This is a genomic window from Streptomyces sp. NPDC055243 (assembly GCF_044544025.1).
Taxonomy (GTDB): Bacteria; Actinomycetota; Actinomycetes; order Streptomycetales; family Streptomycetaceae; genus Streptomyces.
Map to the genome: position 1 here is coordinate 28,770 of NZ_JBITWR010000017.1, position 14,751 is coordinate 43,520.

At 71.4% G+C, this 14,751-nt stretch carries 17 protein-coding genes; 11 read left to right on the forward strand and 6 right to left on the reverse strand.

The annotated features are described in order from the left end of the window. Positions 1-3: 3 nt before the first annotated feature. Positions 4-1,335, forward strand: coding sequence for an aminotransferase class I/II-fold pyridoxal phosphate-dependent enzyme (locus tag ACIGXX_RS35650; RefSeq protein WP_366463136.1), 1,332 nt, complete (start codon positions 4-6; stop codon positions 1,333-1,335). Between the two features lie 73 nt (positions 1,336-1,408). Here the strand turns inward: ACIGXX_RS35650 and ACIGXX_RS35655 are convergent, their stop codons facing one another. Further along, the gene (locus ACIGXX_RS35655; RefSeq protein ID WP_399982288.1) at positions 1,409-2,416 is read right to left on the reverse strand and encodes a DMT family transporter; all 1,008 of its coding nucleotides are present in this window, start codon (positions 2,414-2,416) and stop codon (positions 1,409-1,411) included. Positions 2,417-2,490: 74 nt separating this feature from the next. On the opposite strand from ACIGXX_RS35655, the gene ACIGXX_RS35660 reads away from it, so the two are divergent. Continuing rightward, positions 2,491-3,396: a LysR family transcriptional regulator gene (locus ACIGXX_RS35660; RefSeq protein ID WP_399982031.1), complete on the forward strand. Its 906-nt coding sequence runs from the start codon at positions 2,491-2,493 to the stop codon at positions 3,394-3,396. Here ACIGXX_RS35660 and ACIGXX_RS35665 read toward each other — a convergent pair whose 3' ends face one another. Beyond that, positions 3,397-3,876 (reverse strand): pyridoxamine 5'-phosphate oxidase family protein, encoded by a 480-nt coding sequence (locus ACIGXX_RS35665; protein WP_351170008.1) that lies wholly within the window; start codon positions 3,874-3,876, stop codon positions 3,397-3,399. A 194-nt stretch (positions 3,877-4,070) separates the two neighbouring features. Here ACIGXX_RS35665 and ACIGXX_RS35670 point away from each other — a divergent pair, with 194 nt between their 5' ends. After that, entirely contained in the window at positions 4,071-4,712 is a 642-nt protein-coding gene (locus ACIGXX_RS35670) for a cysteine hydrolase (protein WP_361469356.1), read from the forward strand. Here ACIGXX_RS35670 and ACIGXX_RS35675 read toward each other — a convergent pair. Further along, positions 4,699-5,172 carry a Rieske (2Fe-2S) protein gene (locus tag ACIGXX_RS35675; RefSeq protein WP_351170003.1) on the reverse strand — a complete coding sequence of 158 codons (474 nt, stop codon included), beginning with the start codon at positions 5,170-5,172 and terminating at the stop codon, positions 4,699-4,701. The genes ACIGXX_RS35670 and ACIGXX_RS35675 overlap by 14 nt on opposite strands. Before the next feature lie 90 nt (positions 5,173-5,262). Between ACIGXX_RS35675 and ACIGXX_RS35680 the strand changes: the two genes are divergently transcribed. The 6 genes from ACIGXX_RS35680 to ung all read left to right on the forward strand — a co-directional run bounded on the left by ACIGXX_RS35680 (position 5,263) and on the right by ung (position 10,743). After that, positions 5,263-6,066: a HipA family kinase gene (locus ACIGXX_RS35680; RefSeq protein ID WP_351170000.1), complete on the forward strand. Its 804-nt coding sequence runs from the start codon at positions 5,263-5,265 to the stop codon at positions 6,064-6,066. Continuing rightward, positions 6,063-6,461 carry a DUF3037 domain-containing protein gene (locus ACIGXX_RS35685; RefSeq protein ID WP_351169997.1) on the forward strand — a complete coding sequence of 133 codons (399 nt, stop codon included), beginning with the start codon at positions 6,063-6,065 and terminating at the stop codon, positions 6,459-6,461. The genes ACIGXX_RS35680 and ACIGXX_RS35685 overlap by 4 nt, the downstream gene beginning before the upstream one ends. 135 nt (positions 6,462-6,596) lie before the next feature. Next, entirely contained in the window at positions 6,597-7,358 is a 762-nt protein-coding gene (gene fabG / locus ACIGXX_RS35690) for a 3-oxoacyl-ACP reductase FabG (RefSeq protein WP_351169994.1), read from the forward strand. A gap of 37 nt (positions 7,359-7,395) precedes the next feature. Continuing rightward, positions 7,396-8,151: an SDR family oxidoreductase gene (locus ACIGXX_RS35695; protein ID WP_351169991.1), complete on the forward strand. Its 756-nt coding sequence runs from the start codon at positions 7,396-7,398 to the stop codon at positions 8,149-8,151. Positions 8,152-8,315: 164 nt separating this feature from the next. Further along, on the forward strand, positions 8,316-9,926 hold the full coding sequence (locus tag ACIGXX_RS35700; RefSeq protein ID WP_399982291.1) for an ABC transporter substrate-binding protein: 1,611 nt from the start codon (positions 8,316-8,318) through the stop codon (positions 9,924-9,926). Positions 9,927-10,059: 133 nt separating this feature from the next. Beyond that, on the forward strand, positions 10,060-10,743 hold the full coding sequence (ung, locus tag ACIGXX_RS35705; RefSeq protein WP_351169988.1) for a uracil-DNA glycosylase: 684 nt from the start codon (positions 10,060-10,062) through the stop codon (positions 10,741-10,743). A 2-nt stretch (positions 10,744-10,745) separates the two neighbouring features. Here the strand turns inward: ung and ACIGXX_RS35710 are convergent, their stop codons facing one another. Continuing rightward, positions 10,746-11,204 carry a DUF3224 domain-containing protein gene (locus ACIGXX_RS35710; protein WP_399982041.1) on the reverse strand — a complete coding sequence of 153 codons (459 nt, stop codon included), beginning with the start codon at positions 11,202-11,204 and terminating at the stop codon, positions 10,746-10,748. A gap of 164 nt (positions 11,205-11,368) precedes the next feature. On the opposite strand from ACIGXX_RS35710, the gene ACIGXX_RS35715 reads away from it, so the two are divergent. Both ACIGXX_RS35715 and ACIGXX_RS35720 read left to right on the forward strand, forming a co-directional pair. Next, entirely contained in the window at positions 11,369-12,331 is a 963-nt protein-coding gene (locus ACIGXX_RS35715) for a helix-turn-helix transcriptional regulator (protein ID WP_399982044.1), read from the forward strand. A 104-nt stretch (positions 12,332-12,435) separates the two neighbouring features. Next, positions 12,436-12,924 carry a hypothetical protein gene (locus ACIGXX_RS35720; protein ID WP_351169979.1) on the forward strand — a complete coding sequence of 163 codons (489 nt, stop codon included), beginning with the start codon at positions 12,436-12,438 and terminating at the stop codon, positions 12,922-12,924. 85 nt (positions 12,925-13,009) lie between these two features. Here the strand turns inward: ACIGXX_RS35720 and ACIGXX_RS35725 are convergent, their stop codons facing one another. Further along, complete coding sequence (locus ACIGXX_RS35725) at positions 13,010-13,465, reverse strand: hypothetical protein (RefSeq protein ID WP_351169976.1); 456 nt, start codon at positions 13,463-13,465, stop codon at positions 13,010-13,012. Between the two features lie 655 nt (positions 13,466-14,120). Further along, entirely contained in the window at positions 14,121-14,744 is a 624-nt protein-coding gene (locus ACIGXX_RS35730; protein ID WP_351169973.1) for a TetR/AcrR family transcriptional regulator, read from the reverse strand. Positions 14,745-14,751 lie beyond the last annotated feature (7 nt).

The following is a 14,751-nucleotide window of genomic DNA, read 5'->3' on the forward strand; positions in this document are numbered from 1 at the left end:
TTTGTGCTAGGAGAGTATCGGATCGAAGGCCGGCGTGCAGCTGAGATCGCTGCCAGCGTGGAGCGCGCGGTGGGCGGCGGTGACCTGGAGCCGGGTCAACTGCTGCCGCCAATGCGCGAGTTGGCGGAGCGGCTCGGGGTGAATCCCAATACGGTGGCCGCCGCCTACCGCACGCTGCGCGAACGCGGCGTGATCGAGACGGCGGGGCGGCGCGGCAGCCGCGTACGCCCCAAGCCCGCGACGACGGTGCGTGAGCTGATCCGGGTGGACGTGCCCGCCGGTGTGCGCGACGTGTCGAACGGCAATCCGGACACGGCGCTGCTTCCGCCGCTCGCCGAGGCGTTCGCGGCCGCCGCCGCGGAGGGCGACCGGCATCCCGTGCTGTACGGGGAGGAGGCCGTGGACCCGGAAATGACCCGCCACGCGCGCGTGGCCCTCGACGAGGACGGCGTGCCGGACGGCCCTGTCGCCGTCACCTCGGGCTCCCTCGACGCGATCGAGCGCGTGCTCGCCGCGCACCTCAAGCCCGGCGACGCGGTGGCGGTGGAGGACCCGGGCTGGGGCAGCCTGCTCGACCTGATGCCGGTGCTCGGGCTGCGCACGGTCCCGGTGGGCGTCGACGACGACGGGCCGCTGCCCGCAGACGTGGAGGAGGCGCTGCGCGGCGGCGTGCGGGCGATCATCGTCACCGACCGCGCCCAGAACCCGACCGGCGCCGCGATCAGTGCTCCACGCGCGCGTGCCTTGCGCGAGGTGCTCTGCGCGCACAAGGACGTGCTGCTCGTGGAGGACGACCACGGCCACGCCATCGTCGACCTGCCGCTGCACCCACTGGCGGGCGTGACCCGCAGCTGGGCCTTCGTGCGGTCCACGGCCAAGGCGTACGGACCGGACCTGCGGCTCGCCCTGCTCACGGGGGACGCCGTCACCGTCGATCGCGTGCAAGGGCGTCAGCGGCTCGGCCCCGGGTGGGTGAGCCATCTGTCGCAGCGCGCCGTGGTGCGTCTGTGGGAGGGCGGGGCGGTGGACCCGGCCCAGGTGGCGGCGTCCTACGGGAAGCGGCGTGACGCCCTGATCGCCGCACTCGCCGAGCGGGGCGTCGCGGCGCACGGGCGCAGCGGGATGAACGTGTGGGTGCCCGTGCCGGACGAGACCGGCGCGGTCGCCCGGCTGCTGCACGCGGGGTGGGCCGTCGCCCCGGGCGCGCGGTTCCGGATGGGTGCGCGGCCCGGGGTGCGGATCACGGTGTCGACGCTCGGCGCCGGTGACATCGAAGCGGTGGCGGACGCCGTCGCCTCCGCCACCGGGCCCGCTCCCGCTCGCCGCTACGAGTGAGCGGGCTGCGGGCGGCGGTACGAGCCCACCGGTTTCCGCACGGCCCTACGAGTCGGCCGGTTTCCGCACGGCGTTACGAGCCGGCGGGTTTCCGGAAGCGGTCGCGCGGCCTGGACTGGGTGAGGGCCGCGCCCGCAAGGACGATCACCGCGCCGACCGGCGTCGACCAGCTCAGGGACTCGCCGAGTACGGCCACGCCCGCGGCGGTGGCGATGACCGGGACGAAGTACGTGACCATCTGGGCCGTCGTCGGCCCGACCTCGGCGACCAGGCCGTACTGGATCAGGAAGGCGACCCCGGTGCCGACGGCGCCCAGCGCCACGATCGCAAGGAGCGGCACCACGGGGAAGTGCGTGGGAAGGGACGTGAACAGCGGGGTCACCACGGCCAGTTCGACGGTCGCGATCAGCAGCTGGGCGCCGGTCAGCGAGAGGTTCGAGTGGCCGCAGCCGGCCAGGGTGCGGCGCACGTAGATCCAGCCGATCGGGTAGCAGAGCGAGGCGAGCAGCGCCATCGCCGTACCGCCGAAGTCCAGCCCGTTGAAGCCCTGCCAGGCGCCGAGGACCGTGAGCACGCCGAGGAAGCCGATGCCGAGACCCGCGACCCTGCGCCGCGTGGGGCGGTCCTCGGAGAGCGCGACCAGGGAGAGCGCCATGCCCCACAGGGGCGACGTCGCGTTGCAGATGCCGGCCAGCGTGGACGGGATCGTCAGCTCGGCGTAGGCGAACAGCGAGAACGGCAGGGCGTTGAGCAGCAGCGCCGCGACCGCGAGATGCGCCCACGTCCGTGCGCCGCGCGGCAGCCGCTCGCGCTTGGTCACGAGGACGGCCGCGACGACCGCGGTGCCGAAGACCAGGCGGCCCAGGGTGACTTGGAACGGCGCGTAGCCTTCCGTGCCGACCTTGATCAGCAAGAAGCTGAAGCCCCAGATCAGCGAGAGGATGCCGAAGCGCAGGCGCCAGCCGATGGCGCGGCGCTGCGGACCGGCGGGGGAGGGGCCGGTGAACGGGACGGAGGGGGCGGAGGGGGCGGAGGGGGCGGAGGGGGCGGAAAGGGAGCCGGGAGGGGTGGTGACGCGCATGTACGTCACCTTGAAGCAGCCGACCTCGTAGGACAAGCGAAATAAACTGCCCGGTATCGCGTAGCATCGCTTACATGTTGAACCTGGAGCGTCTGCGCACGCTCGACGCACTGGCCCGGCACGGCTCGGTCAGCGGAGCCGCGGCGGGACTGCACGTCACGACGTCGGCCGTCTCCCAGCAGATGACCAAGCTGGAGCGCGAGGTGGGCCAGCAGCTCCTGGCCAAGAACGGCCGCGGGGTGCGTCTCACCGACGCCGGACGGCTGCTCGCCGAGCACGCCGCGCGCATCCTCTCCCAGGTGGAGCTCGCCAAGGCCGACCTGGAGGAGCAGCGCGGCAAGGCCGTGGGCGAGTTGCGCATCGCCGCGTTCCCCACCGCGATGCGCGGTCTGCTGCCCGCCACGCTCGCCGCGCTGCGCACCGGCCACCCCGGCCTGCGCGTCCGCTCCCAGGAGCTGGAGCCGCAGCCCGCGGTGGCCGCCGTGGTGCGCGGCGACATCGACATGGCGGTCGTCCTCGACTGGTACAACAAGCCGCTGCCGATGCCCGAAGGCCTGGTCAAGGCATCCCTCCTGGACGACCCCGCCGATGTCGCCATGCCCGCGGCGCACCCGCTGGCCGACCGCATCGACGTGGACCTGGAGGAGTTCGCGGACGACGAGTGGATCACCTGGGCGGAGGGGGAGTTCTGCCACGAGTGGCTGATGTTCACGCTGCGCGCCAAGGGCATCGAGCCGCGGATCGCCCACCGCGCGGAGGAGCATCACACCCAGCTCGCGCTGGTGGCCGCGGGCCTCGGGGTGTGCGTGGCACCGCAGTTGGGGCGCGATCCGATGCCCGCCGGGGTCAGGACGGTCCCGGTGCGCCACCGGGTGCACCGTCATGTGTACGTGGTGTGGCGCGCGGACGCGGACCGCAGGCCGTCGATCAGGGCCGCGGTGGAGGCGCTCCAGGGGGCGGGGGCCGGTCCCTGCGGGTGATCAGGGGCGGGCCCCCAGCTCCGCCAGCTTCCGGAAGTCCCAGGACGCGATCGCGTCGGGTGTGAGCCGGATCCAGGCGTGCTTCCCGTCGTACGGCATCGTGTCGAGGCCGAAGTACTTCTGATTGAACAGCCGCTCGGGAACGTCGAGTTCCGGGCAGGGATCGCCCACGCGCGGCGACTCGCCGACGAAGACCGCCGTCCCGGACAGCTCCACGCCCCGCAGCTCTCCGTACTCCTCGCCGGAGTCGATCACCACGGCGATCCGCCCGTTGCCGCGCAGATCCGCCCAGCGCCTGCTGCGGGTGATCGAGAACAGCCACAGGGACGTGCCGTCCCAGGCGAACCAGAGCGCACTGACGTGCGGGGCGCCGTCGCCGGACACGGTGGCGACCCGGCAGGTGCGCTCCGTGCCGAGGAACGCGTCGAGCTCGCCCGGCGACATCATGATCCGGCGGCCCCGGCGCTGTGTGACGGCCATCGTTCCTCCCGCGACAAGTGGAAAGGGTGGGCGCACAAAGGCAACTGACTGGGCGTCAGTTGCGTGCGTCAGGAAAGCATGCGGTCTCTTCCGCCGTGGCGCAATGGCCGCTAACCTCCGCGCATCCCGGGCGCCGGTTGCCCCGGCGGTCCCGGACGACCCGGATGACCCGGATGACCCGGACAGGGGGAGCCATGCCGTCGTACGAAGAGCTCAGGGAACTCCTCGATCCCGCCACCACCGTGCTGATGACCGTCGAGTGCCAGCAGGGCGTGGTGGGGACGGAGAGCGCGCTGCCCGAACTCGCCGACGAGGCACGCTCTTCGGGCTGCCTCGCCAATGTCGCGCGACTCGTCTCCGCCGCCCACCAGGCCGGGGTCCAGGTCCTGCACGCCGTCGCCGAACGGCGGCCCGACGGGCGGGGCGCCAACCGCAACGCCCGCCTCTTCCGCGCGGCGGGGCGGCTGCCCGTGCAGCAGCTGTGCGGGACCAGGGCCGTCCGGATCGCGCCGCCCATCGAGGTGGCCGACGAGGACCTGGTCGTACGGCGGCTGCACGGGCTCTCGCCCCTCGCGGGCACGGACGTCGACCCGCTCCTGCGCAACCTGGGCTGCCGCACCCTCGTGGTGACCGGTGTGTCGGCGAACGTGGCGATTCCCAACGCCGTCTTCGACGCGGTGAACCTGGGCTACACCGCCGTCGTGCCGTCGGACGCCATCGCGGGAGTCCCCTCCGACTATGCTCCCGCGATGATCCGCAACACGCTCGCCCTGGTGGCCACCATCGCCACCACCGAGGACGTTCTCGGCAGCTGGAAGCGCCCTAGGCCAGTGTGATCGACTCGCCCTCCACGGTGATCTCGGCGGCGGGCAGCGGCTTCGGCGCCGGGGAGGACTTCACGCTCCCGTCGGCGATCGAGAACTTGCTGCCGTGACAAGGGCAGTTGATGGTGCCGCCCTCGACGCTCGTCACCGGGCACTGTTTATGGGTGCAGCGGTTCGAGAAGGCCTTGAACTCGCCCTCCGTCGGCTGGGTCACCACCACCCCCTCCTCCTTGAAGATCTTGCCGCCGCCCACCGGGATCTCCGAGGTCTTGGCGAGCACGGCCCCGGCGGCGCCGGCGGGCTCCTCGCCCTCCTTGCCCTCCTCGGGCGCCTTGTCCGCGGCCGGGTCGGAGTCGTAACCGTCGTCGCTCTCACCGCAGGCGGCGAGCGCCGCGGCCAGGCTGACGACACCGGCCGCCGCGACGACCGAACGGCGGGAAGGGGCGGGCAGATGTTCCTTCGAAATGGTCATGTCCGGTGGTACGAGGCCGCGCACCGCTGTGTTCAAACGCTCAAGCACTTCTTGCGCGAGCGGCGTTCGGACCGGCATTAACCTGGGGCAATGCTCACCGAAGTCACCGCGGTTCGCTACGCCACGCCCCTGCGGGAGGGCGGATCGCTCCCCGGCCTCGTGGAGGCCGTGGACAGCCAGGGAACGTACGCGGCGTACGTCATGAAGTTCACCGGGGCCGGACAGGGCCGCAAGACGCTCGTCGCCGAGGTGATCTGCGGACAGCTGGCGCGCGGCCTGGGCCTTCGGGTGCCGGGCCTCGCGCAGATCCGTCTCGACCCGGTGCTCGGCCTGGGCGAGCCCGATCAGCAGGTGCAGGAGCTGCTCAAGTCGAGCGGCGGCCTGAACCTGGGGATGGCGTACCTCTCGGGCGCGCTCGGCTTCGACTCGCTCGCGTACGGGATCGATCCGGCGGAGGCGGGCCGCGTCGTGTGGTTCGACGCGCTGATCAACAACGTGGACCGCTCCTGGCGCAATCCGAACATGCTCCTCTGGCACGGCGACCTGTGGCTCATCGACCACGGCGCGAGCATGATCTGGCACCACAACTGGCGCACCGCCGAGACCGCGGCCGCCAAGCCGTACGACGCCACCGACCACGCCCTGGCGCCGTTCGGGCCCGACGTCGCGACGGCCGCGGCCGAGCTCGCGCCGCTCGTCACCGAGGAGCTGCTCGCCGCCGCCGCGGCCGACGTGCCCGACGCGTGGCTGGTGGACGAGCCGGGCTTCGAGAGCCCTGACGCCGTACGCCGCGCCTATGTGGCGGCGCTGCTGCCGCGGGCCAGGACCATCCACGAACGGATCCAGCTGCCCGAGAGCCTCTCCGGGCCGCAGCGGAAGGGTGCCACCCGATGACCGGACAGCTCTCGATCCAGCGGGACGTCTTCGAGTACGCCCTGGTGCGCGTCGTTCCGCGGGTGGAGCGCGGGGAGCAGTTCAACGCGGGGGTGGTGGTCTACTGCCGCGCCAAGTCCTTCGTGGCCGCCCGTACCCATCTCGACGAGGGCAAGCTGCGGGCCCTGGACCCGGAAGCCGACCTCGGGGGCATCAGGGCCGCGCTCGGCGCCGTCGAGCGGATCTGCGCGGGTGGCGAAGGGGCAGGTCAGGCCGAGCGGGACGATGCCGGGCGGCGCTTTCGGTGGCTGATCGCGCCGCGCTCGACCGTCGTGCAGCCCGGACCGGTGCACACGGGCCTCACGGCGGATCCTGCCGCAGAGGTGGACCGACTCCTCGACCTCCTGGTGAGGTAAAGAATCACAGGCCCCGGTGTGCCGTTGACACCGGGTGCCAGGGCTTCTAGCGTCTCGTTCAGCTGAAGGTACTAAGCGGTCGCTCACCATCGGGGCGTACCGTAGAGCCGCATCCCAAGGGCGAGGAGAACCAGCATGTCCACCACTGAGCAGCGCGTCGCGGTCGTGACCGGAGCAGCGCGAGGCATCGGCGCGGCGACCGCCGTGCGTCTGGCCGCCGAAGGCCGCGCCGTCGCGGTGATCGACCTCGACGAGGCCGCCTGCAAGGACACCGTCACGCAGATCACCGCTGCCGGTGGCAAGGCGATCGCCGTCGGCTGCGACGTGTCCGACGAGGCTCAGGTCGAGGCGGCCATCGCCCGCATCGCCGACGAGCTCGGCGCGCCCACGATCCTCGTGAACAACGCCGGTGTGCTCCGCGACAACCTCCTCTTCAAGATGAGCGCGAACGACTGGGACACCGTCATGAACGTGCACCTGCGCGGCGCGTTCCTGATGTCCCGCGCGATCCAGAAGCACATGGTGGACGCCAAGTTCGGCCGGATCGTGAACCTCTCCTCGTCCTCCGCGCTCGGCAACCGGGGCCAGGTCAACTACGCCGCGGCCAAGGCAGGCCTCCAGGGCTTCACCAAGACCCTGGCCAAGGAGCTCGGCAAGTTCGGCGTCACCGCCAACTCCGTGGCCCCGGGCTTCATCGTCACCGAGATGACCAAGTCCACCGCCGACCGCGTCGGCATGGGCTTCGAGGACTTCCAGGCCGCGGCCGCGACCCAGATCCCGGTGCAGCGCGTGGGCCGCCCTGAGGACATCGCCAACGCCATCGCCTTCTTCACGGGCGACGCCGCGGGCTTCGTCTCGGGTCAGGTCATGTACGTGGCCGGCGGCCCGCTCAACTAGTTCGGTACCGGTAGTTCTGTCCCGGAGGGATGCGGAGATGACTGTGCAGGACAGTGGAAAGGCGGCGCTCATCACGGGCGCCAGCCGCGGTATCGGCTACGGCATCGCGGAGGCGCTCGTCGCCCGCGGTGACCGCGTGTGCATCACCGGACGCAACGAGGACGCACTCAAGGAGGCCGTCGAGAAGCTCGGCGCCGACCGCGTCATCGGGGTCGCGGGCAAGGCCCACGACGAGGCCCACCAGGCGGTCGCCGTCGAGCGGGCCATGGAGGCCTTCGGGCGGGTCGACTTCCTTATCAACAATGCCGGTACGAATCCGGTGTTCGGGCCGATGGCGGAGCTCGACCTCAATGTGGCGCGCAAGGTCTTCGAGACCAACGTGATCTCGGCGCTCGGCTTCGCCCAGCAGACCTGGAAGGCCTGGCAGAGCGAGAACGGCGGCGCGATCGTGAACATCGCGTCCGTCGCGGGCGTCGCCCCCTCGCCGTTCATCGGCGCGTACGGCATGAGCAAGGCCGCCATGGTCAACCTCACCCTGCAGCTCGCGCACGAGTTCGCGCCGAAGGTGCGGGTCAACTCGATCGCGCCGGCCGTGGTCAAGACCAAGTTCGCCCAGGCCCTGTACGAGGGCCGCGAGGAGGAGGCCGCCGCTGCCTACCCCCTGGGGCGGCTCGGTGTGCCCGAGGACATCGGGGGCGCCGCGGCGTTCCTCACGTCCGCCCAGTCCGACTGGATCACGGGGCAGACACTCGTGGTCGATGGCGGCATCTTCCTCAATGCGGGCGTCAGCTGACGAAGGCGGCACAATCGCCTGGTACGCCACGTAAAAGGGACGTACACGCGCATCAAGTGCCCCGTCGGCGCCGCAAGTTGGCCCGGCGGGGCATTGCGATATTGTCTCCCGACCCATGGCATGGCCGATCGAGGAGCGTGCGCGTGTTCACTGAAGTTCGCCTGGTGGCGGCGGCGGGTCTCCGTGGCCTGGCCGGGCTGCCCCGCCGGGGCCTGCGGCCGGCCGCGGCGCTGGTGTCCATATCCCTGCTCTCGGGGTGCGGAGTCTTCTCGTCGGACGAGTCCGACGAGGAGCAGCAGATCACCGTCGGCACGATGAGTGCGCCCAGCACCCTCGACCCGGCGGCCGCCTGGGACAGCTCCTGGGAGCTGTACCGGAACGTCTTCCAGACCCTCCTGAGCTTCCCCAGCGGGGCGGCGGAGCCCGAGCCGGACGCTGCCGAGTCCTGCAAGTTCACCGACGCGACGAACAAGGTCTTCACCTGCGAGCTGCGGGAGGACCTGAAGTTCTCCGACGGTCACCCGCTCGACGCGAAGGCGGTGAAGCACACCTTCGACCGGATGCGGCGCATCGACGTGAAGGGCGGACCGACCGGTCTGCTCGGATCGCTCGACTCGGTCGAGACGAAGGGCGACCGGACGGTCACGTTCCGGCTCAAGAAGCCGGACGCCACGTTCCCGTTCGTGCTCTCCACACCCGCCATGTCGATCGTCGACCCCGGCGAGTACCCGGCGGACAAGCTCCGCGAAGGCACCTCGATCGCGGGCTCGGGGCCCTACTCCCTGGAGTCGTACAAGCCCGGCGAGCGGGCGGAGCTGGTCAAGAACACCCACTACAAGGGTGCGGCCGACCGGCAGAACGACGCCGTCACGATCCGCTACTTCAAGAAGTCGGCCACCATGGTCGAGGCCCTGAAGAACAAGCAGATCGACGTCACCTTCCGCGGACTCGCGGCGGAGGACATCGTCGAGATGCAGGCCAACAAGCACGCGCGCGAGGGCATCCAGCTCGTCGAGGGCTCGGGCACCGAGATCCGCTACCTGGTGTTCAATCCCGACGACCCCTGGGCCAGGAAGAAGCCGGTCCGTCAGGCCTTCGCCCAGGTCATCGACCGCCCGGCCATCGCCCACAAGATCTACCAGGACACGGTCGAGCCGCTGTACTCCATGGTCCCCCAGGGCCTCACGGGGCACGGCACCGGCTTCTTCGACGACTACGGGGACCCCGATACCGCCAAGGCCGCCAACATCCTCAAGAGCGCGGGCATCAACGAACCGGTGCCGCTCACGCTCTGGTACACGACCGACCGCTACGGTTCGGCGACCGAGGGCGAGTTCGAGGAGATCAAGCGGCAGCTTGAGGAGTCGGGCCTCTTCAAGATCACGCTGAAGGGCCGTCCCTGGACCGAGTTCGACGCGGGCACCAAGAAGCGCGAGTACCCCGTCTTCGGCCGTGGCTGGTTCCCCGACTTCCCCGACGCGGAGAACTTCATCGCGCCGTTCATCGGCACGAAGAACGTGCTCAACACGCCCTACCCGGCACGGGAGATCACCGACGAGGTGCTGCCGCGCTCACGCCGTGAGCCGGACCGGGGCGCGGTGGCCGACGACTTCGAGCGGGCGCAGCAGCTCCTCGTCGACGACGTGCGGCTGCTCCCGCTGTGGCAGGGCAAGCAATACATCATGGCGAGCGAGGAGATCGCGGGCGGCGAACGCGCCCTCGACCCCTCGGCGATCATGATGATGTGGGAGCTGCAGCGCAAGACCAGCTGGTAGCGGAGGCCGGGGCGGCAGGGGCGAGGGCGGCGGGGCGCGGAAGTGGGGGTCGGGAAGTGGGGGTCGGGCCGATTGTCAGTGGCCGCCGGTAGGTTCTGCGGTGAGAAGTGACCGCACACCGGAGGTTGTTGACGTGACCGACATCGCCATGCTGCCCGCGTCCTGGCGCGGAGTCCTCGGCGAGGAGCTCCAGAAGCCCTACTTCAAGGAGCTCACCGAGTTCGTCGAGGAAGAGCGGGGGAAGGGTCCCGTCTACCCTCCGCGTGACGAAGTGTTCGCCGCGCTCGACGCGACGCCGTACGACCAGGTCAAGGTGCTCGTCCTCGGCCAGGACCCGTACCACGGCGAGGGACAGGGGCACGGCCTCTGCTTCTCCGTGCGGCCGGGCGTGAAGACCCCGCCCTCGCTGCGCAACATCTACAAGGAGATGAAGGAGGAGCTCGGCCACCCCGTGCCGGACAACGGCTATCTGATGCCGTGGGCCCGGCAGGGCGTCCTGCTCCTGAACGCGGTGCTCACGGTCCGCGCGGGAGAGGCCAACTCCCACAAGGGCAAGGGCTGGGAGAAGTTCACCGACGCGGTGATCCGCGCGGTGGCCGACCGCCCCGACCCCGCCGTCTTCGTCCTGTGGGGCAACTACGCACAGAAGAAGCTCCCGCTCATCGACGAGGAGCGGCACGTGGTCGTGAAGGGCGCGCACCCCTCGCCGCTCTCCGCGAAGAAGTTCTTCGGCTCGCACCCTTTCACGCAGATCGACGAAGCGGTGGCGGCGCAGGGGCACGAGCCGATCGACTGGCGCATTCCGGATCTCGGCTGACCTCAGCCGACGGTGTACGTGAAGGTATAGGGCACGGTGGAGTCGCCGTGCCGCGCGGTGAAGGACCCGGTGCCGCTCAGGCCCGCGAGATCACCCGCTCCCGAGCCGGGGTGCACGGAGAGCGCGCAGGTGATCGTGCCGTCGGCACCGAAGGAACCGCGCTGCTCCAGGACGAACGAGCCCGTGCGGCCGTCGACGCTTCCCGCGATGAACTCGTGCCCCACGAAGGAGCCGGTGGTCTCGTCGGTGTACACGAGGGTGTACTGGCAGGAGGTGCCGGTGGCCTCGATGGCACCGGTGAAGTCGTTCGTGACGGCGGCGTGCGCGATGCGTGCGCCGCCGTCCGCTCCGGCGACGGGCTTCTCGTCCCAGTGGGTGAAGGTGAAGGTGCCGGCGTTGGTGCTGGTGTCGGTGCCGGTGCCGTTGTTGGTACCGGTGTCGTTGATGGGGTGCGTGGCCATGTGATGCCTTTCTCGGTGACTCGGTGACTGGGTGACTCGGTGGCTCGGGTGGCGTGATGGCGCGGTGGCGCGGTGGGGTGGTGGGGTGGTCGGTGGTTGTTGAGAGGAAGCCTTTCAGCGGTACCTGACACCTTCTGTCAGGTACCGGTGCAGACTTGGCTCTCATGCGCGCCGACCGGCTTCTCGCCCTGCTCCTGCTGCTCCAGAACCGGGGCCGCATGACCGCGCCCGAGCTCGCCGATGAGCTCGAGGTCTCCGTGCGGACCATCTACCGGGACGCGGAGGCCCTGGCAGCCTCCGGTGTGCCCGTGTACGCCGAGCGCGGTCCGGCGGGCGGCTTCCGGCTGATGGACGGCTACCGCACCCGGCTGACCGGTCTTACGGACGATGAGGCCGACTCCCTCGCCCTCGCGGGCATGCCGGCGGCCGCGGCCGACCTCGGCCTGGGTGCCGAACTGGTCACCGCGCAGCTCAAGTTGGGCGCGGCGCTCCCGGCCGGGCTGGGTGAGCGGTCCCGGCGGATCCAGGAGCGCTTCCACCTGGACGCGGAGGGGTGGTTCCGCACGGCCGATCCCGCGCCGCTGCTGTCGGTCGTCGCCGACGCGGTGTGGCGCCGACGGGTGCTGCGGGCGCACTACCAGCGGTGGGGCGGCGAAGTGCGGCGCGAGCTGCACCCCTTGGGGCTCGTCCTCAAGGCGGGCAACTGGTATCTGGTGGCGTCGGCCGACGGCACCGTACGCACCTATCGGGTCTCCCGCTTCCTGGAGGTCACGGCGGCGGACGAGCCCTCCGAGTGTCCCGCCGGATTCGATCTGGCCGCCTACTGGGAGACGGCCTCCGGCGATCTGCGGGCGCGCGTGCTGCGGGGCACGGCGCGTGTACGGCTCTCTCCGGCAGGGCTTCGGCTGCTGCCCGCGCTGTTCGGGTCGGCCGGGACACGTGCCGTTCAGGAGGCGGCGGCGCCGGACGCGGACGGCTGGCGGGTGGTCGACCTGGAGGTCGAGACGCTGCCGGTCGCCGTGAGCGACCTGCTCAGACTCGGTCTGGAGGCCGAGGTGCTCGGCCCGCCCGAACTCCGCGCCCAGCTGGCCGCGACCGTCACCGGCCTGGCCCAGCGGTATGCGTGAGCGCCTCGCGGCCGATCGCGCCTGACCGTGATTGTCGGTGGGGGCGGATAGCGTCGAGAGCGGTTCGCGCGATGGGCGTACGGCGTACGAGTGTGGAGGATCCGGTGGCGGAGCAGCAGGAGCAGGCGGCGGAAGACGTCGTGATGACCCGGATCGGGCAGGCGGTAATGCTGCACCACGGGGGTGATCGCGAGGAGGCGCAGGGCCGCTTCCTCGGCCTGTGGTCGGAGATCGGCGAGGAGGGCGACCCGCTGCACCGCTGCACGCTCGCGCACTACATGGCGGACACACAGGAGGACCCGTCGGACGAACTGGCGTGGGACCTGCGGGCGTTGTCGGCGGCGGACGAGCTCACGGACGAGCGCCTGCACGAACACCACGACTCGATCGCGGTCCGTGGCTTCTACCCCTCCCTGCACCTCAACCTCGCCGCGGACTACGCGAAGCTGGGGCGCCCCGAGGCGGCGCGCAACCACATCCGGCGGGCGCGCGGGGCGGTCGGGGCACTGGGGGACGACGGGTACGGGGACGGGGTTCGGGCGGCCATCGGGCGGCTGGAGTTGCAGTTGGGGGAGGGCAGTGAGGTGGAGTGAGGTGGGGTGGAGTGGGTGAGGTGAGGTGGAGTGGGTGAGGTGAGGTGGGAGGGGCGGTTGTGTTGCGGGCGGGCGGGCCGTGCGGTCAATGGCCGTAGGCGTCTTCGCAGATGACTGCTTCGGGGCTGCCCGGCTGCCAGCCGCCGTACTGCTTGCCCAGGGCGCAGGGGTCCACGTTCGTCGGTACGGCGGTGGGCAGCGCGGGCGGGTCGGCGGCCTCGGGGCGGTGACCGTGGCGGTGTGGTGGCGGGGCGGAGCGCTGTGCGGGGCTCGCGGTGCGGGGAGGTGCGGCGGGCACGGTCGGGGCGGTCCCGGTGGCGCGGGGCGCCGGGTCGCGGGGTGCTCCGATGAGCTCCAGCGCCTCGCGGGCGGGGGCTTCCACGACCCGCGGGCGGGAGTCGCCGTCGGGGCGGGGCGCCGGGGGCGGGGCGCTCGCGGCGGACGGCCCTTGAGCGGGCTGCCGCTCGACGCTCACACAGCCGGAGACGGCGGTGACCGCCACGGAGACCAGGAGTGTGGCGGTGGTCGTGGTTCGGTGCATTCGCGCAACTCTGAGGGTTGGGGGGTGCATTCGGCGAGGGAACGGGGGGAAGTTGGCCCGCATGGGTGAGTGCGTCTCTGGCCGGCGGGGGGAGCGGGGGGCTTGTGGCCTGGGGTGTCGGTTCTGTGCTCCGTGGTGGGGGCTTGGGGGCTTGTCTGCGGGTTGACTCCGCCGTCCCGCCGCTTCGCGACGGATCTCTCCCACCCACCCACCCGATCACCCGGCAGTGCCACGCTCTGCCGCTGCGCGGCGGATCTCCCCCTCCCACCCACCCGGTCACCCGGCGGTGCCACGCTTTGCCGCTGCGCGGCGCGAGTTCCCCACCCACCCGCCCGATCACCCGGCGGTGAGGGGGCGCCGTGCCGTTTCCGCGGCGTGGCTTTCCTGCCCGATCACCCGGCGGTGCCTTCGTTGCCTCGCCGCTTCGCGGCGCCATTTTCCCGCCCGCCCACCCGATCACCCGGCGGTGACGGGGTGTCGTGCTTGCCCAGTTGTTTCGCGGCGCGATTCTTCCGCCCACCCCGCCCGATTGCCCCGTGGCGCTGTGCTTGCTTGCCTTGCCGCTTCGCGGGGCGTTTCCCGGCCGTCGGCGTAGGGCCGCCCCGGTGCTACCTCCCCCTGGCGCCGCCGGGTGAACGGGCGGGTGGGTGGGGAGCTATGGCTTGGGGAGCATTCCCTGTAGGAGTTCGCGGAGGCCGGTTCGGAGGGATTCCTCCGTGGGGGGCGGGGTGCGGTACGAGCCCGCCACGTGGGAGAACAGCAGGCCCTCCGTCCAGGCGACGAGAGACAGCGCGTGTCGCTCGGGGGCCGGGGACCCCAGGGTTCGCATCAACGCCACCAGTGGCTCTCTGAACTGGGCTCCCGCCGCGTCGTAGTAGGCGCGCAGCTCCGGTCTGCGGGTTGCCTCCAGGGCCAGTTCGTAGCGGGAGATCAGCAGGTGGCGGCTGTCGCCGGTCAGGTAGCGGTGCATCACCAGGGCGAGTGATGTGATCACGGGCTCGCGGGTGATCGCGTCGGCGGACATGAGGTTCCGCAGCTCGGCGGGGGTGAGGACGTCCGCCTCCCGCTCCGCCAGCCTACTCACCGCCGCCTCCAGGAGCGCCAGCCGAGTGCGCGCGTGGTTCGACGTCGAGCCCTGCGGGAGCCCCGCGGCCTCGTCCACGGCCCGGTGCGTCAGCCCCCGCATGCCGCGCTCGGCGAGCAGGGTCAGCGCCGTGTCGGCGATCAGTTCGCTGCGGGGCGGCCCCGGCGGCCCCGTACTGCTTCGGCGTGCGGTCATGGAACCC

What these genes read in the sequence shown, in the direction of transcription:
- ACIGXX_RS35695 (WP_351169991.1), top strand. Translation starts at nt 7,396, where the DNA reads ATGACTGTGCAGGACAGTGGAAAGGCGGCGCTCATCACGGGCGCCAGC.
- ACIGXX_RS35680 (WP_351170000.1), top strand. Translation starts at nt 5,263, where the DNA reads ATGCTCACCGAAGTCACCGCGGTTCGCTACGCCACGCCCCTGCGGGAG.
- ACIGXX_RS35685 (WP_351169997.1), top strand. Translation starts at nt 6,063, where the DNA reads ATGACCGGACAGCTCTCGATCCAGCGGGACGTCTTCGAGTACGCCCTG.
- ACIGXX_RS35655 (WP_399982288.1), bottom strand. Translation starts at nt 2,416, where the DNA reads ATGCGCGTCACCACCCCTCCCGGCTCCCTTTCCGCCCCCTCCGCCCCC.
- ACIGXX_RS35670 (WP_361469356.1), top strand. Translation starts at nt 4,071, where the DNA reads ATGCCGTCGTACGAAGAGCTCAGGGAACTCCTCGATCCCGCCACCACC.
- ACIGXX_RS35660 (WP_399982031.1), top strand. Translation starts at nt 2,491, where the DNA reads ATGTTGAACCTGGAGCGTCTGCGCACGCTCGACGCACTGGCCCGGCAC.
- ACIGXX_RS35715 (WP_399982044.1), top strand. Translation starts at nt 11,369, where the DNA reads ATGCGCGCCGACCGGCTTCTCGCCCTGCTCCTGCTGCTCCAGAACCGG.
- ACIGXX_RS35665 (WP_351170008.1), bottom strand. Translation starts at nt 3,876, where the DNA reads ATGGCCGTCACACAGCGCCGGGGCCGCCGGATCATGATGTCGCCGGGC.
- ACIGXX_RS35730 (WP_351169973.1), bottom strand. Translation starts at nt 14,744, where the DNA reads ATGACCGCACGCCGAAGCAGTACGGGGCCGCCGGGGCCGCCCCGCAGC.
- ACIGXX_RS35675 (WP_351170003.1), bottom strand. Translation starts at nt 5,172, where the DNA reads ATGACCATTTCGAAGGAACATCTGCCCGCCCCTTCCCGCCGTTCGGTC.
- ACIGXX_RS35710 (WP_399982041.1), bottom strand. Translation starts at nt 11,204, where the DNA reads ATGGCCACGCACCCCATCAACGACACCGGTACCAACAACGGCACCGGC.
- fabG (WP_351169994.1), top strand. Translation starts at nt 6,597, where the DNA reads ATGTCCACCACTGAGCAGCGCGTCGCGGTCGTGACCGGAGCAGCGCGA.
- ACIGXX_RS35725 (WP_351169976.1), bottom strand. Translation starts at nt 13,465, where the DNA reads ATGCACCGAACCACGACCACCGCCACACTCCTGGTCTCCGTGGCGGTC.